Annotated in this window: 15 protein-coding genes; 6 read left to right on the top strand and 9 right to left on the bottom strand. The window is 42.7% G+C overall.

The genetic code is table 11. The features are described from left to right. A complete protein-coding gene (locus KB449_RS31980) occupies nt 1–2,760 on the bottom strand; it encodes a glycoside hydrolase family 78 protein (RefSeq protein WP_282912208.1) in 2,760 nt (919 codons plus the stop codon). 1,125 nt (nt 2,761–3,885) lie between these two features. Here KB449_RS31980 and KB449_RS31970 point away from each other — a divergent pair. Further along, nucleotides 3,886–4,197, top strand: coding sequence for a DUF6809 family protein (locus tag KB449_RS31970; protein WP_282912207.1), 312 nt, complete (start codon nt 3,886–3,888; stop codon nt 4,195–4,197). A 716-nt stretch (nt 4,198–4,913) separates the two neighbouring features. After that, nucleotides 4,914–5,630, top strand: a complete 717-nt coding sequence (locus KB449_RS31965) for a helix-turn-helix domain-containing protein (RefSeq protein ID WP_282912206.1) — start codon at nt 4,914–4,916, stop codon at nt 5,628–5,630. On the opposite strand, the gene KB449_RS31960 is transcribed toward KB449_RS31965, so the two are convergent. The 5 genes from KB449_RS31960 to KB449_RS31940 form a co-directional block, all read right to left on the bottom strand. After that, the gene (locus KB449_RS31960; protein WP_282912205.1) at nt 5,598–6,806 is read right to left on the bottom strand and encodes a hypothetical protein; all 1,209 of its coding nucleotides are present in this window, start codon (nt 6,804–6,806) and stop codon (nt 5,598–5,600) included. The genes KB449_RS31965 and KB449_RS31960 overlap by 33 nt on opposite strands. Further along, entirely contained in the window at nt 6,803–7,738 is a 936-nt protein-coding gene (locus KB449_RS31955; RefSeq protein WP_282912204.1) for a serine/threonine protein kinase, read from the bottom strand. Before KB449_RS31955 ends, KB449_RS31960 begins: the two co-directional genes overlap by 4 nt. A 272-nt stretch (nt 7,739–8,010) precedes the next feature. Continuing rightward, nucleotides 8,011–9,018 carry an HNH endonuclease signature motif containing protein gene (locus tag KB449_RS31950; protein WP_282912203.1) on the bottom strand — a complete coding sequence of 336 codons (1,008 nt, stop codon included), beginning with the start codon at nt 9,016–9,018 and terminating at the stop codon, nt 8,011–8,013. 389 nt (nt 9,019–9,407) lie between these two features. Then, nucleotides 9,408–10,025, bottom strand: coding sequence for a HEPN domain-containing protein (locus tag KB449_RS31945; protein ID WP_282912202.1), 618 nt, complete (start codon nt 10,023–10,025; stop codon nt 9,408–9,410). Between the two features lie 12 nt (nt 10,026–10,037). Next, the gene (locus KB449_RS31940) at nt 10,038–11,297 is read right to left on the bottom strand and encodes a DUF262 domain-containing protein (RefSeq protein WP_282912201.1); all 1,260 of its coding nucleotides are present in this window, start codon (nt 11,295–11,297) and stop codon (nt 10,038–10,040) included. Nucleotides 11,298–11,453: 156 nt separating this feature from the next. On the opposite strand from KB449_RS31940, the gene KB449_RS31935 reads away from it, so the two are divergent. Continuing rightward, complete coding sequence (locus KB449_RS31935) at nt 11,454–11,597, top strand: hypothetical protein (RefSeq protein ID WP_282912200.1); 144 nt, start codon at nt 11,454–11,456, stop codon at nt 11,595–11,597. A 516-nt stretch (nt 11,598–12,113) separates the two neighbouring features. Here the strand turns inward: KB449_RS31935 and KB449_RS31930 are convergent. After that, complete coding sequence (locus KB449_RS31930) at nt 12,114–12,701, bottom strand: hypothetical protein (protein WP_282912199.1); 588 nt, start codon at nt 12,699–12,701, stop codon at nt 12,114–12,116. A 655-nt stretch (nt 12,702–13,356) separates the two neighbouring features. On the opposite strand from KB449_RS31930, the gene KB449_RS31925 reads away from it, so the two are divergent. Together KB449_RS31925 and KB449_RS31920 are read left to right on the top strand one after the other, a co-directional pair. Then, entirely contained in the window at nt 13,357–13,677 is a 321-nt protein-coding gene (locus KB449_RS31925; protein ID WP_282906615.1) for a transposase, read from the top strand. 11 nt (nt 13,678–13,688) lie between these two features. Beyond that, the gene (locus KB449_RS31920; RefSeq protein ID WP_282912734.1) at nt 13,689–14,609 is read left to right on the top strand and encodes an IS3 family transposase; all 921 of its coding nucleotides are present in this window, start codon (nt 13,689–13,691) and stop codon (nt 14,607–14,609) included. On the opposite strand, the gene KB449_RS31915 is transcribed toward KB449_RS31920, so the two are convergent. Continuing rightward, nucleotides 14,594–15,292 carry a type I restriction enzyme HsdR N-terminal domain-containing protein gene (locus KB449_RS31915; RefSeq protein WP_282912198.1) on the bottom strand — a complete coding sequence of 233 codons (699 nt, stop codon included), beginning with the start codon at nt 15,290–15,292 and terminating at the stop codon, nt 14,594–14,596. The genes KB449_RS31920 and KB449_RS31915 overlap by 16 nt on opposite strands. Before the next feature lie 155 nt (nt 15,293–15,447). After that, nucleotides 15,448–15,927 (bottom strand): 23S rRNA (pseudouridine(1915)-N(3))-methyltransferase RlmH, encoded by a 480-nt coding sequence (gene rlmH / locus KB449_RS31910; RefSeq protein WP_282912957.1) that lies wholly within the window; start codon nt 15,925–15,927, stop codon nt 15,448–15,450. A 294-nt stretch (nt 15,928–16,221) separates the two neighbouring features. On the opposite strand from rlmH, the gene KB449_RS31905 reads away from it, so the two are divergent. Continuing rightward, nucleotides 16,222–17,160, top strand: coding sequence for a polysaccharide lyase (locus KB449_RS31905; RefSeq protein WP_282912197.1), 939 nt, complete (start codon nt 16,222–16,224; stop codon nt 17,158–17,160). Nucleotides 17,161–17,216: the final 56 nt, after the last annotated feature.

Genomic DNA, 17,216 nt, shown 5'->3' with positions numbered 1-17,216 from the left:
TCAGTTTGTGATCGTCACGGTCTTGCCGGTAATATTGCCGTTAGCGTCGTATTGGTACGTCGTCGTATACTGCGCCGCTTGCCGGTTCAAGGAGAAGCCGTAGTTGGCAGATGCATTGTAGCTGCCTCCGACACCAATGATCTTAATATAGTAAGTAGCGCCTGCATTCACGTTATAGATGATCTCTTCAGCCAGTCCCGTGCCTCTGATGCCGGCCGCGATCAAATTCATAGAAGCGTCATAGACGTAGACATCATAGTTTAGCCCCGTCGGTACGGTGAGTTTAAACTTTTCGATGCCGGCCGCTGTCGCAGTATACTTGTAGAAGTCGACGTCCGTAGCTGTGGAAATTAAAGAAGTGTAGTTCTGTGCATAGTTGATGGGGTATGCCTGAGCCGTCGTTTCGTTCGGTTCATACGCGTTTGGCAGTACTAAGCTACGCGTAGCCGCAGCCGACCATTCCAGACCGTCTTTGGCGGTTATTCTAAAGCTCCAGTTGCCGCTCGCCAAGGGAGGCGTCGTAAAAGACGTAGCATTTCCGCTAAGCGCACCTGAGTTGTAGGCTACCGTCGTCCAATTATCCTGCGAGCCCTGGATTTGATAGTTGCTCTGTGCCTGTCCGTCCGCATCGCTATAGGTCCAGGTGAAGGTTAAGACATTGTCCGTTACTTGTTGACCGTTCGTATAGGAGGTAACGTTGACAGTCGGGACGTTATTGACTTTGATGTAATACTTCGCCGATAGCGCAGAGATGGCTCCTTTATTATCTTTGGTGCGGACTTGCCAATTGTATGTCCCGTTTCTGCTTAGCGTACTAGTAGGTACCGTGTAAGAAGCAACGCTGGAGCTCACCCATCCGCTGTCGCGAATTAACGTAGTTCCATTGTAAATTAAGACCTCATACTGCCCCTGCGTATCGCCGACATCCGGATCGGAGAAAGTCCAGTTTAGTGCAGGTGTTGTGGTGCCCACTAACGTAGGGGTTGCTGAATTGGTGCTGCCAGGGTTTAGTGCGGTTGGCGCATTCGGTACGGTGTTGTGTTTGATCGTAAATGTCGGGGATTGTACCCACGAGCCATAGTCGATTCCGTCAAACGGTCGAATACGAATGATTGCGTTCGTCGTATTGGCGATTGAGCTAAAGTTATATGTGTAAGAGGATGCGCCCGCGGCGGTTAACGGAACGATATCGCTCCAGGTCGATCCCCCGTTGGTGGAGAGTTGGATATTGTACTTCAAGCTGGACTGTGGATCGTCCTGATCGATTGCGGCATTCCAGGTGATGTTGTAGTTTGAGTCGACAATGGTGCCGTTCTGAGGTGAAGTAATGGCGGCGGTGCCGGGGGCGTAGACGTTGTAACCTATGATAATTTTTGCATAATCGGGGGTCCAATTATAATAACTATAAGAGGAATTTAATGAATTTGTGCTGAAATTAAATCTGATATTGCTATTCATATTGTAAGCTTGATAAGAGGAAAACCATGCTTTAATAGGATTTGTGATATCAATGGATAAAAAACCTTCTGTTCCTTGTACAGTAGTAGATGGCATTGAGCCAAATACTGCATCATAAGGGTAAGGATTAAATCCATAATTCATATCTATCGTTTGTGCAATTCCATTCCCATAGTATTTCATTATCAAGGTAGCAAACTGCACTTTTGTTCCATTAGTCGGAAAGGGATATGCATAAAAATCAATCGATCCTGTCCCGTAGTTCAATCGATTCAGTCCATCGTAATATCTATAAAGTTGGAAGTATCCTGTACCAGAATAACCCGTATTACCAGATGGAGTGAATTCCCCGCCCGAAAAGAAAATGTTATTGTCAATTCCGTTATTTGTATAAGTAAGGACTGTAGGATCTATTGTAACTGGAAACTTTAAGTCTGTTGGATCGAAAAATATATCCAGTATCTTCTTGTTTCCTTCCTTTCTAAACTTTTGTTCAACATTTTTGATGACCCCGTTCTGGTCAATTAACCATGGAGATTGAATCTCAAGATCCTCAGTTTTCAAAGTTTCATCTAAGCCTTGAATTTCGAAGGAAAAAACAGTCGGTGAATCTGCATTTTTTAAGATAATATCTTCTTTTATTGCATTGTTTAAAACAGTAAGAGTAACATTGGTATTTTTCCAAACATCGGTATACTGAATGCTGCTATCATTGTAAATTGACCCCGTGACAGAAGTAGTATTTAGAGGAATAAGCTTCACTGTGGAATTATTTTTCCTTACAATATACCCATCGCTATACACCTTCGGAATAACTGCATCGTAAGAGACTTGTAAGGGCCTATAATTAGAACTCTTCTTAGTAATAAAATCCGATTTCTCGAAATTGATTGAATTTTTAAATGCTTTTGATATCTTTACATTTGTTTTATATATGTTTGCTTCATCCGTTAATTTTGTAACAGCATTATGCCACTCTCCCTCATTATCCTGATAATAAGGTGAACCAGGAGAAATCTCTGCAATAAAAGAACCATCATTTAATTCGTAATGCTTACTATTTTCGGATTGCAGTTCTTTGGCTTCTCTCTTAACCGTTTTCTTAAGTTCCTTAACTTTGGCCGTTATATCCGGCGAAATACTAGCGTTGATCGAGTAAACGGATTTTTCAACTGATGATTCATCAGACGCTTTTACCTCACGTGTCGAGTTGCTCGCCGCACCTGCAACATTGCTTAGAGCTGTAATGGTCAAAGAAATAATGAGCAAAACCGAAATGTAAGATTTCCAAATATACTTCATGAATATACCGTTCCCCTTTTATCGTTTGATTCATGGGAGGGATTTGATCCGATGCCCCCTTCCATCCCAGCCATGATAATTCATCATAAGATTTAAAATTTGAAAAATATGTCGAAATTTGAGCTTTTATTAAATAATTCTCGCAGCTAAAAATACATCTGCTGTAGACTAGATGTCATCTATCTATAGAAACTTAGAATTATCTAAGGATATATCTGAATAAGCCATTCATATATTGCTGGAGCTAGTCTTTGCATAGGATTTATTAATCGATATTCAATTACCTCAACATAAAAAGAACCCGGGCGTATTGTGCTACCCCGGTTCTTGCAGCATATTTACATTGGCAGTGAATATAAAGAGCAAAGTAACTGAAGTACCATCTGTCTATCCGGTAACAGCTTGGTAAAACCTGCACCTTACATATAGGTGGCATTCGTATGACAAATTTAATTTTAAATTCAACGATCTTCCTAGAATATTCAGTTCCTAAAGTGTTTCAGTTTCATATAAACTGGGCTGAACTGCTGCCACATCAAACAATCCTGCCTCGATCTTGACTAACCACAAAATCGTACAGTGTCTCCATTGAACTCGTTGTTTCGGTAGCAAAGCAATAAATGCCGCTGAACATGAGATTATGTTTCACGTGGAGCATCCATGTCAATAGAATAGAACTCAGGGTAAAGCTCCTGACAAGCGGGTATAGCTAAAGGTATAAAAATTACCATTTGATGGTGGAGAAACAGATTGACTTTGCGTGGGAACAATAATATATTTTTGTTGGGACAAAAAGTGGGGTGAAGCGATGTCCTCCAAGAAGATGGGGCGTCCTCCATCTGACAATCCCAAAAGCGAAACGATCAAGATACGTATTGATCAGGACATAATGAGCAAGCTCGATGCTTCCGCCGAGAAGCTAAACACGACACGTTCAGACATCGTTCGCAAAGGGATTGAGATGGTGTATGACGAGCTCCAGAAATAAAGAAGGAAGCGGCGCGTCCGACGAAGAACAGAGCCACTTCCTATCCCGCAATCGCTACGTGAGCAGACTGCACAAATATCCTACCATGTGCAGGAATCTCATTCAAGCGATGCGATTACAATCATGGGAGGACGAACATGGATTCAATTCTGGAAGCCCTGTATCGTGGTCAGCTTCATCCCGATGCGACAATTGTACCTTCTAACTCTGAATATTGGTCATTAAGCAAACAAATCGGCACAATGACGGAAAAATGGAGAAAAGAACTGAGCGACGAGATGTTTCGTGAGCTTGAAGAGTATTCCGATCTTTGTGTGAGCCTGAACAGCTTGCATGTGGAAGCCGCCTTTATCCGTGGGTTTAAGCTTGGAGCCAACATGATCAATGAGGTTTTGAGCAGACGTGATGAGTTGGTTACGAATTGTGCTACGGGTATACCATTATATTAAAGATGGAGATAACGTCTTGACGGTTTTATTTGCGGATAAACAACAAGACGGAATCGATAAGAGCACTCTCAGTGGACGCCTTCTGGAGATACGGGCTGAGCTGGATCGCTATCACAACGAACAATCTCGCCTCGAACTTGAAATGACCAATGACAACGCAGAGCCAGTTTCCATCGAACTCCTGCGCACGCGCAGCTCCCCGCGCGAGGTGAGGCGGCGCGTGTCGGCTGTCAACCTGCATCATCCAACAATTCGACCAGCTAATGGACGCCTCCACCTTTGTACAGCGGAAGACCTTAATGCATCTTGTAGTCAGCAAGATCGTCGTGTCCAAAGACAAAAAAATCGAAGCCGTGGAGCTCAGCTTCGATGCTAAAACAGAATCCTACTTTTCGTCCTTAACCCTTCTGCTTCGGCAAGAAGGGTTTCTTGCGCTTCAGAGGGCGTTGGGTCCTCTGGAGGCATAGAGCGGTTTGTGGTGAGTGTGTAGGCCGAGAAAGGTTGAATCAATGACTGTAGCAGAGTATTTCCTTTACGTGGAAATCAGAGAAAATTATCGAGATTTTTGAACCTGTATGATAATATTAGAGATATAAATTATTGTTTTCAACGAGCACGGTTCCTATGGATGCAGAAGGAACCTGCTTTTTTTTGGGCCAATCCAGTATAATTATTGCTCCTAATTGGGAACCATAGCCGAAGAAAGGAGAAGATGTATGTCTTTAAGCTATGCTGACCCTATTGATACTTTTGAATCTAAAGAGAGTACATTGATTAATTCTTTTGAGGATTTTCTGATACAAAATTCTTCTACGAAACCAACCTTGATACTTCGCGAAATGGACTGTTGGCAAGGACGCGCTGATGTAGTTGAGGCATTCTTTACTTCTCATTGGAGTCTCCCTAGAGGATCAGAAGAAGTTTTAAGTCGACTTGGGCCAGCACAAATCTTATCTGTGCTTTATCCGAAGAAAAAACAGAAACTTAATACAATTGTTTCGCTTTCTGGATTATCTGAATCCACTGTTCGCAAACATCTTAAAGAGCTTTCTGAGTGCGGCCTTGTACAACAAGATAACCAGGATAGGTTTACAATTCATCCACAAGTGCTCCTTCCACAAATTCGATTCCACGCATATGAAGGGAAACTCCATAACTGGAAAAGAGCATTATATCAAGCAATTAACTACTTAGGTTTTGCACATTACTCTTCAGTCGTTATGCCTGCTAGGTATATTAAGCCTGCTCTCGAAAACCTAGAACATTTTAAAATTAATGGTATAGGTTTAATCTCTGTTTCGGAGAATGAATACAAAATGATTTTAAAGCCAAGAAAAAACCGACCGAGGAAAAAAGCATTCCACTTAGTCGGTATAGGCAAAACTATTATGGAATTAAATTCAAACGTTCGTATGGCTTCTAAAGATTTGTAAGGCGGACTGCCATGTGTCCAAGTGTGATCTGGAAGATGCCTTTTCAAATTGAACGGCATATCTATCCAACATTGTGTATAGAGATTGCGCGTTCGAAATGGCCTGCTCCAAGTAATCGAGTCGAGTTGTTATATCGTCATCACGTTGAAAGATATCAATTGTAGCCTTTTTAATAGCAGACCAGTGTTGCTGGTGAGACAGCGCTCTACTCCATCCATCAGAAGGATTCGAGCCTGCCAGGATAATTCTGTCCTCAACCGTACGCGATAGAATACTTTGAAACAAATTTTGTGGTACATTCGCATCAATTGAATCAAGTTCCGATACTAGGATGGAATTTAAAAGGGGTACCGAAGTGTACCTCTCCCGTGGTAATCTTCCGCCCGTAGAAGGAAGGATCCGCTGTTGTATCGTAAACTTTCTTGAACTGTTATGCCAGCCAGTACCTATCCCATATGCGCCCACACCCAAATAAAGAAGCCCAATGATATCAGAATAACCAACAACTACTTTAAATTCGTTGATTTCAGATAATGAATAAATAAAGTACAATAAATTTGATAGTCCGTGGTCTGTGTCGAAGTTTTGATTGTAATCTTTGTTGCTCCGAGCTACGGTTAAATAAAATCCTTCAACTTCCAGGACAGATATTTCATTTAAAAATTCATTAACTCGATCAGTTTCATTAAGTGCAGACTCTGTAAATATTAACGATACCAAAAGAGGAGTTTTTATGTCTCTCGACTTGAGTATTGCATTGGTTTCTTCCGCCAAGCTTAAGCAAATTTGGGTTTGTCTATCACTAAAACTGTTAATAAGTAGTGTTGGTGATAAAATGTAATCAACTCCCATAGAAATTTGGAAGTCAATTGTGTCTTTTGCAAACGTTTGAATGTCACGTATTGAACGAAGTGATGACATGTTTAATTGTCCAGGATAATACGCGTAATCAGATAAATTTTTAGTCGTTCCGTCGATATACATCGTATAATAAAATTGTGGATCTATAAAAACTTCAGCTGCGGGATAATTGTTATATAAATCATTTCGGAATAATCGCAAATTATCCTCGGTATCATCCCTCGGACTTAAAACCACTCCATCAACGGCGCCATTGGTTAATGCTTGTTGAATCTTAGTTCCCTTACCGTATCCTTGTTGCACATACAATCTCATCTCAGAACCTCCCTTACCTGAACGAGTTTTTCTATGAGGGAATCGCAAGTTTTATAACGTAAGTGAGGCTCCTTAGCTAGTAATCGCATAATTATGCTATTTAAGCTTGATGGTAACTCTGGACGTAAGTTTATGGGTTTCTCAACTACGTTCGAAATTATATTAGCAACTAATTGCATTGAGTTTATTCCTCTAGTGAAAAAGGGATGTTGTCCTGTCACTGCTTCATATAGGACTATTCCTAAGAGAAATAGATCAGAACGAAAATCAATCCCTCTTCTTACATTTTTAAGTTGTTCGGGAGACATGTAAATGGGCGTACCTACTGTTACAAAGGCCGCCGTAAGCGACTCATCTGTAAGATCAAACGCAAGTCCGGTATCTAACAACACATAAGTTCCATTTCCGCGTCTCATAATATTCTTGGGTTTTACATCACGGTGAACCATATTGATATTCCAAAGATTCTGTATGGCCGTGGCGATATCTATGCCAAGTTGTATACTTTCACGAAGCGATATTTGTCTATCTCTTCTAATAATCGTATGTAGATCATCACCATCGATTAATTCTTCTGTAAAATAAAGAAGTTTTTTGTTATCATATTCTACAAATGTCATTCCGACAGGGCCTAGCTTAACCAAAGTGGGGGTCTCGCATCTATCCATGATGTCAATTTCCCTTTTGGCTCTAGCCAAAACATCCTCTCGAATATCCTCAAGAGGAGATGTGGTATCGTGGATACTATCCATAATCGGTTGCGGTGGCTGATTATCTATATTTGTAAGGTCTAGGAACTTGATAGCGTACTTTATCCCATCTATTAGACATGAGAAAACCGTTTTTTGTCCTCCCTTACCTACGAATTTAACATCACTACAACTGGGACAAATTTCTCGTACTTGCTCTTCAGACAGATCAGGTGCACGCAAGAACGTTCCCTCCCACTATACTCTTCACTCGATCCTCTATTTCTACATCATATCACGGCTTTGGAAAAGATGGTCGTATTTGGCTTTATTTTTATCATAAAATGAATCCAAAGTCCTAAAAAAATGTTTCCTGAGAAGCTTCTAATTACCAAAATACAATATTTTCGACCTCACTTATGATATGATTCACCGCGCTGCCAGTATCGGTAAGTTTCAAAAAAGAGGCTGCTCATGACCATACGTCAAAGAGCAACCCCTATCATATAATTACGTTAGTCCGTTTCAACTACATCATCGTCTACTTCTCCAACTACCACTTTGCGTATACCTCTCGCAAATTCTTTACGCAGTTGTAAATGTTTTTCTTCATCACCTCTAGCTTGTGCAAGATGAATTTGCAACATAGTGTTCCCGGAATTCTCAATAAACTTAGCATTTCTAATTAGCAGATCATTTAGTTCTGAATCCCACCCTAGTTCCTGTAGTGCTCTTATTTGCCACCATAGATCGTCCCTCTCCGTGAATTTTCTTAAGGCCTCCTCAAATAACCTATTAATTAAATTTTCTTTCACAAGTTCCTTTAAGTAGAAGGCTGCTGAAAATGGGTTGTCACCTTCTAAAGCTTCCAAAACACTCTGAACATAATCTTTCGTAGCTGCAACATCCATACCTAAATTAAGATAAAATCTTGCTCTTTGACTGTAGTCTTTGTTTTTGGTATAGCGGGCTGTTTCGCGTTCTACTACTTCCTTAGGAATTAGATCCGCTCTACCTTGCATGCCTCTTAAAAAACAGATGGTTTGATCGGATGAATCTTCGGCAAGTGCAATTTCTATATATTTATCTCTTAGCTCATAGTTTCCAAGGGAGTCATATAAGCCCACCAATAATTCAAATTGCCCTCCCTCACGGTATATTTCAACTACAGAGGTTATATACTCAATAAAGTTAGAATCATTTCTCATTGCCTGTTCTTGCACAACCTCTAATTGGGTATTAGTCCGTCTCTTTTCAATTGTTTGTAACCAGTCATTCCTATATAAAATAACCTGATCGGCATTTAGTTTCCTCCCAAATCCGCCTTTGATCATTGTATCGTTATGACAATCCAAGCATAGAACCGCTAAATTTTCTGGACTATTATTTGCTGGGTCTTCGTCGATGTGATGAATTTGCACAGGTTTTCTTCCAAATCTACAAACACAGCAGGTCCGATCTGATAGAAACATTACTTTCGCAGAAATATCCGAAGGAATTTCAATTCTAACCTTTTTTCGCACTCTTACCCCTCCACATATCTATTAAAGGTCGATTAGAGGAGACCAAACATGTTGTTAAGACTCATCCCAATTTTGACTATCGCCTCAAAATCATATTTTCGCTAGATTAAACATACCAAATATACCCATAAATATAAAGAGTCTCTCAATTTGATTAGCACCATTTATTAATAAACATTATTCTTGAGGCTACATATAATAAGCAACCCAATTTTATACATTAAGTTGCGCTCTTAAAAACATCCGTTCTGCGTCGACGACAAGCGTGGTCCTTCTGACCCATTCCCCGCAAAGCGCCTTCTAAACCTGCTATGGGGTAACTAGAAGTTATTTATGGTACGGTTCTCCGCCCGGCAAGCTTAAAAAAGAGGCACCTCCTGAGAGGTGCCTTAAGAATTTAATGAGTTTAACAGAAAATCTACCTTTTTAAGCTCGTCTACTAAGTAATCGGTCGTACTGATTTCGGTTGCTGGATCAATGACTTGCTGGGTTCTAAATGATGTATGGGCAACTTCCCCACGCTTTTTACCGTAACTATCCATGGAATTTACCCATGTATTATCAAGTTCGTCAAATTGTATTCCAATGGGGCATAGAATTTGTAATAAGTTTTTTTCTCTAATCCCGTGGTTGTCCGTGATCTTGGAATTAAAGATTTTTACCGCTTTTTGAATTCTCGACCTAATTGTATAAAGAACACTATTTTGCAAATTTTGTATTGAGGATGGCGGGCCTTCCCACTGGGTATCTGAGAAGGCCAACAAGCAAAGCAACACTTTATTTGCATTACCGGTCTCTTGAAATTTCCTCAATGCTTGAGAAGACGTTTCTCTCGCCCTATCCTCTAAGTACGCTTCAATTTCTGAGTGGCACAACACACGAAAAGCTCTTAAATCATCTAGTTGTTCATCCGAATAATCTAGATCTTCGGACAGTTCAGGAATAAACCGAGTCTTTAGTTCCTCATATCTTAACTTAAATTCGTTAAATCTATTCGAGGTGGTCATTTTATAGTACCTCTAAAACACTATTCGATTTTCTTCAAGTTTAGGTATGCGTATAGGGGTCTCAAGTACTCCTTGCAAAATCCGCGCCCAAGTTTCATACCTCTTCCATGTAGCATGAATCGTTTTTGTTGTTGTTTCTAATGACGTCAAAAACTCGGAATCATTCTCACAAACATCTACGAATGATCTTACTATTTCGTTCTTTTTCTGTAGTGCCTTTTCTGCTAAAGCATTATCTGAGAAATAATACAACATTATGTCAAACACAGTGCGATTAAATTTAGATTCAAACTTCCCATTTTTCCACTTTTTAAAAGCAACTTCTGCTCCAAAAATATCTCGTGTGGTTTCAATTGCTTTTTCAAAAGCTAAAGCCTCATCCTCAATAATGGAACTCTTTCTCTTCCAAATTTCATTTAGCCTTTCGCATGTTACATCCAAAAACTTCTTCATGTCTCCTGCGTAATCCGTAAGAAAGAACTTGAAAGCAAAGTAACGAATGAAAATTTCGACATCTCTCATCCTAAAATCCGGTTTTTTTAACTTAAGAACATTCTTCAGCAATTCACTTCTAGAAGTGAAATCATCTGCAAAATCTACAAAACCACCTGGATGAAGAGCCTGTCTTAACTCTTGAGGTGAAAGCTTGACGCTTCCAGTATTAAGCCTGAGAAACAGTAGATACAAGAATTCCTCATCTGTCCAATTTTTCACTACAACAGTACGGATCGTCTGATTTTGAAAAGCCGCAATCTCTTCAGGATACAACCCTTGTTCCTCAATATCTACATACGATAGGCCATTAAACTCACTTTTCAGCTCTAAGCCTCTTAGTTTCAATTGAGCAAATCCTTCTTGTTCGTCTGTTCCTGCTGCAAATTGACGTAGGCTTAAAAGTCGCTGCTTACCGTCTATCACGAGGTATTTTCCTCTAGCATTTTTAAGTTCTGCTAACATTATCTGAGGTATAGGCATTCCAAGGAATAAAGATTCGATAAACCGGCTTTTATGCTTGATAGACCAAGCGTCTCTCCGTTGGTATTTAGGATCCAGTATAATGTTACCTTTTTTTAGTTGATTAAGAATGGTTTCTGTTGTCCAATCCGTCCCAGTTACTACTACCTGAGACAAATTTTCAAGACGACTGATATTAAGATCTGACTCATCTTCTTGTTCATCCATGCTCACATCATTAATATTACTCAATTCCTCTATTTCCATATCTTCCAAGGAGAACAAATCAAGTTGATAAGAGTTTCCTCGCTGCTCCATTTTATGACACCTCAATCCCACATATATGCTTTTAGTATATCCCTACTCCTAGATTAAAGTACATATACGTAACAAAAAGATCCACAATAGATTTTATTTTTTGAATCGCCAGGCTTTAACCAAGTTGGAGGCTTTAATTTCTAAGGAGGGATGTACTTGCGATCAATTAGCACGTGGCAGGACAACAAGGATCTGGGCCGGGATGAAACAGCCGCAGCGCTGACCGACCACATTGCCGAGTTCTTTGTGTTTAATCCTCGGAAAAATTACCCCGAAAAAATCGTCACGCTCAATGGATAGTTTTTCCAGTAAAGTAGACACGGTTTACATGGAGTGGCGGCAAGATTCACTGCGAAGCCGTGGCTTCGCCCTTCGCAGTGAATCTTGCCCATAGAGGCTCCATGTCAACCGTTTCTCCGATTTCCAGTTACATACAATTATTGTGGGTACTTAACATGATTTTTGGGGTAATTCAGCTCGCTAAAATACAGTTCTTTCGGCTACTGTCAGAGGGCTTCGACACTTTGATGGCCTGAAGGAAATCAAGCTCAGGGAAGCAGCACGCGAACAGGCCATCACAATGGCTATCCTTGATTTCATTCCGGTGGGTCAGCATGATGCTGTAATCCAGCACATGGAGATGTGACGAAAGCCTATTATGATTCGATGGGATTGGGTGAAGCATATGCCCGGCAGTTGGCAAGGGAGGCAGTGGAAGAACATGCGTTGACATAAAAGAAGAACGCCTGTGAGGGACGTTCTACTTTGTACTGGCTTGGTGGAGCAGATTAATAACTTGATGAAAATATGAGCAAGTTAACTCTGTAAACATCTCAATAATTGGTGATTATCTAAGAGTTCAATCACATCATCTTCCTTTAGGAAATCTATAAGGCATATTTTCTTTCCAAGCCCATTTAAGGAGGTTCCAAGGATAAATCCTTTCTTAGCCTCCGATGAAATCCAAAACCTATCGTGGAAATCATCTGTAGTAGCAACCGATAGCGCAATCCCTAATGAGGTAAGATTAGATTTAAGCTCACTGTATAATGCCTCATTGTAACTGGAATACGTGACTGTTTTCACAGTCTTTGCATTAGAATTACTTAATACATAATTAATCAACTCAAAGTATTGACGATCATACCTACCTTCTTTAGGAAAAAAATAAACATCTATTATGAAAAGAGTATTTCCAACAGCATCGATTCTGGAGACATACTCCAAAATCTTATGCTTCTTCTCATCTTCGGTCATGAATTTCCATAATACTTCTTCAAGTAAAGGTTCTCCAATTATCATACCCGATTTAAGCATTGCCTCTATAGCCTGTTCATGTGTGTATGCAACATTTCCTAACCATAACCCGGTACTTTTATACAAATTATTTCCTAGCTGACCCATTATTCTTCCAATTTATTCTTCCTTAATTTTACTTTCATCTGTATTAAGAATATATAGACTACTCATGGTCAAACCCCTCCCTTTACTATCCTCATTCTACATCACCATAGTCTTCCATCCTCGCCTGTATAAAACACAGCCGTTTCAGTCGAATGTAACTTTAGGTCTACAAGTTGGTTTCGGTAGCGGAGCTGCTGCTTATTGCAATTTCGAAGCCACTCCTTACTTCTATCCAGACCGAGAGATGAATATGTTATTGGAAGTTATTGTCCTCTTTGAACCTGCCAAATAAGTGGAGATTTATATGAAGCCATTAACTACTAGTGGAAGGAATATCTCGTCTTTATTTTCTTGCATTTTCGTTCCTAAATTACACTTTACATTCACGTAAAAATGCATGTCAGCGAATCTAATGTTCACTACTGCGCCATCTAAAGGTTTTTGCAGTAAATTATACGCCTGATCGGGAATCTTATTTTGCAACTGAGAAAACACATCATGGCTAAAGTCAAAAGAAACACAATATATATCTTCATCTTGTTTTATATTGGTCGCAGATGAATACAGATCATTTTCTAGTTTCTCCTAGGCCCCCTAATCGAATTGGAGTCCCCCCCTACAATGATTTAAACTAGGGATAAGGGAGATGAGCGGGATGGGAAAAAGGTTAAAGGAAGAAACACGGCTTAGAATTGTTAAGGAAGCATTGGCTGGGGTTAAGGTGGGGGTGCTTGCTCGCATGTACGACATTCACCCCGAAACCATTCGTTTGTGGATACGCGAGCATCGTGACTTTATTCCACCGGAGGACATTCCCTCGGCAGACGAGCATTTGCAAGAAATCCAGCGGTTGCAGGAAGTCGAGCAGCGGTATGACAGAGCGGTTAAAGCGCTTGGTGAAAAAGAACTCGAAATTGAAATTCTGCGTGAACTGCTAAAAAAAACAACCCCCGTTTATCCGAAAAATTCGAAGTAGCAGAACCATTTATTAAACGGGGGGAGCCTGTAGCACGGGTTCTGCGCATTCTCGAGTTGAATGAGTCCACCTATTATGAGCGGCGTAAGCGTGCCGCTCAGCCTGACGCAGAACGCGTCGAGCCGGTCCGCAGGGGACGCCCTGTGCCCGGATACGCCTACAACGAATCGGGCGAGAAAGTCTGCGACGAGCAAATCCAGGAATGGCTGTTGCTACTGCTGGAGGGCGAAGAGCACGTCTATGGCTATAAGCTGTTAGCGCGCTGTATTCGCAAGCAGTACGGGGTGAAGCTGAACAAGAAAAAGGCTTATCGCATGTGCAAGGCACTCGGCATTCTTCAAAAAAAGCGGCAACGCCTACAGACGCATCCTCGGCGATTGCCGAGAAATCACACCATCACCGCATCGAATCAACTTTGGCAAATGGATATCAAATATGGCTATGCCTTGGGTCAGGAGCGTTTCTTTTTCGTACTCAGCATCATCGACGTGTTCGACCGCGTCGTCGTAGGGCAATACCGCGGCCCTGTTTGCGAGGCCAAGCACGCGGTGCAGACCCTGGGGATCGCGCTGCAGCAGCGCCTTCAGCCGGGTGAAGCACTGCCTATCATCCGCACGGACAACGGCCCCCAGTTCGTCAGCAAGCTGTTTCAAGACATGTGCGAGTGCTGGGAGATGGTCCATGAACGGATTCCGCCGCGGACACCGAATATGAATGCCTACATCGAGTCTTTCCACAGCATCCTTGAGCGTTGTTTGTTTAGCAATCGTACATTCATGACGCTGGAGGAAGCTTATGAAGCGCTCGACCAATTCATGGATTTTTATAACAACCGTAAGATGCACGGCAGCCTAAAAAACATGGCTCCAACAGCGTTCGCAGCGTGGGTTAAGACATTGGACGATGCTTCAGCCTTTTACAGATCGGTGTAATCGCTTGAAATAACGAGCTGCGCTATGAAATTGGAATCATTGTAGGGTATGACTCCAGTTTTAGGGGGCCTAGCCGGTTTTGCAATAAATGGTATTGGAACTTCAAGAAAAAATAGTTTGTTGAAGGTTTCAAAACCTAATCGCTTTATATGTAAACCGAAATCCTTAAACAGTTTTTGTTTGTTGTTTAAAATAACACATTGGGGCGATAAATAGTTCATCAATTCTTCCCAATAAGATGGGAGTAGTTTAATATCAAAATGTAATAGTGGTTTATACTCACTTACATGAAAAAGCACAAATTCATTGCCATTACACAAGGCATAATATAACGCTTTAATTTCACTATGCATAGCATAAGAGTAAGCCTGTTCAATGTACTTTGAATTAAGTATATTCTTATCAGGTGCTTTTGCTTCCATTATCCAACATGGTCGTCCATCTACTTCCATAACGTAATCAGGTATAATATTAATCTGTTTTTGTTGACTTCCAATGGAGACAAAAGGATGTAAAAGTTTTCGACTCCTGATTATTTTGCTATTCCCATATGAACTATATCCTAGTGACTTAATTATTGGATATATTATTTCTTCGCGAACTGAATCTTCTCTGAATTCCGAATCTTTTAGTGCATTATAATTAAAATCCTTCAGTGGATTAAATAGCTCCTTTTTTTTCATCAATAAAACCCCTTCCTAATTTTGAAATAATTTGCGACTAACTTATGATACCGTAGAATGGAAATATATAGGAATAATTCTTCTTTTCCAAAGCAAAAAAACCTAATCCACACTCACCCACGCTACTCGCCATACTCACAGCACAATTTTTCGCCCTACTTATGATACGGTTCCCCCCGATTAATCTTAAACGCCCGATACACCTGCTCCAGCAGCAGCACGCGCATGAGCTGGTGCGGGTAGGTCATACGCCCGAAGCTCAGTTTCTTGTCGGCGCGGGCCAAAACGGCGGGCGAGAGACCGAGCGAGCCACCGATGACGAAGGCGACGATACCGCCGCCGTAGACGGCTTGGCGGTCCAGGTGCGAAGCGAGCTGCTCGCTGGACCAGGCGTCGCCGTCGATGGCGAGCGCGACGACGTGCGCGTCGGGCTTGAGCGCGGCGAGGATGCGCTCGCCTTCGCGGACGCGGACTTGCTCTTCTTCGGCCGGACTCATGGCGTCCGGCGTTTTCTCGTCCGGCAGCTCGCGGATGTCGAGCCTGGCGTAGGCGCCCAGCCTTTTCGAATATTCGGCCACGCCGTCCGACCAGTACTTCTCCTTCAGCTTGCCTACACACACGATCTGAATTTGCATCATGATGGTTCAACCGTCCTTCCGATCTTCCGATCCTCGTTCTATTACCTACAGCTTATCCCATCGGCCGCAAAGGAAGCAAAGGATCACGCCGCATAAGTAAGCCGGCATCCCATCCTCCGCTATTCCCAGCCTATCCCGTCATTATTCCGCCGGTGTTCTGCCTGTCCCGCTTCTCTTTCACAAGCCCCCCTAGCCCCCACACCACCCCTCTTTCCGTCAAATCGCAAACAATCCAAATAATAAACAATCCGCCTGCCCCCAGCTTTCTCAATAAATGAAAACAACCAAAACATGCAAAACTCGTTCGACACCGGCACCGCAGACCAGCCCTACGGTCTGACAGACTGGGCATCCGCCGGCTGGAACGCGCCCTGGCTTCTCGGCGACGGCAGGAGCCAGGTCGACGCTGCCACAAGCCACAGCGGCGGCAAGTCGCTCAAGGTTCTCTATCCGCAAGGCAAGATCGGACCCGAGGATTCGGGCTATCAGTCGCCGTTTCAGCTGCCGTCTGCGGACGAGTACTACCTCTCCTACTGGGTGAGGTTTAGCCAAGATTTCAGCTGGGGCACGACGGAATATGCCGGCAAAGTCGGCATCGGCCTGGCGGGCGGCGGCGCCTGCTCCGGCGGCGAGGTGTGCACGGGCGAGAACGGCTTCAGCTCCCGCCTCATCTGGCGCAAGGGCGGCCAGGCCGCCATCTACTATTACTCGATGGGACATGAAGGCGAGTACGGCGACTACGCCGTGCTTCAGCACAACGGTTCGGACGTCTACTATCCCAAGGAGCAATGGGTCAATATCGTGCAGCGGCTCAAGGTGAACACCGTGACCAACGGCCAGGCCAATCCCGACGGCGAGATCGAGATCTGGTACAACGGCCAATCCGCGACTAAAATCACCGGCCTGCGCTTCGTGACCAACGCCGACAAGGTGGACAAAGCGTACTTCTCTTCTTTTGCCGGGGGAGCGACCGCTTCCTTCGCGCCGGCGAACGACTCCTACATTTGGTACGATGATGTAAAAGTATCCACGAACAGCGCCGACATCTGCGAGCTCAACAAGGGGGGCTGCAGCGGCGAGTGGGACGACGAGACGACCGACCCGCTGAACGATCTGCGCATTCGTCCGGTCAGCGTGACCGCCAGCACCTATGAGGAAGGCAACGGTCCGGAAAAGACGCTCGACGACGATCTGACGACGCGCTGGTTGGTTCCGACACTTGCGAATTAAAAGCGAAAGGAAGGGCCGATTAAGCCCTTCCTCACAGAGGCTCCCGGCCTGTCCAT

Origin of the sequence: Cohnella hashimotonis, from assembly GCF_030014955.1 — a bacterium.
Classification (GTDB): Bacteria; Bacillota; Bacilli; order Paenibacillales; family Paenibacillaceae; genus Cohnella; species Cohnella hashimotonis.
The sequence above is the reverse complement of the archived record's forward strand: the minus strand, read 5'-3'. Positions and strand labels throughout refer to the sequence as shown.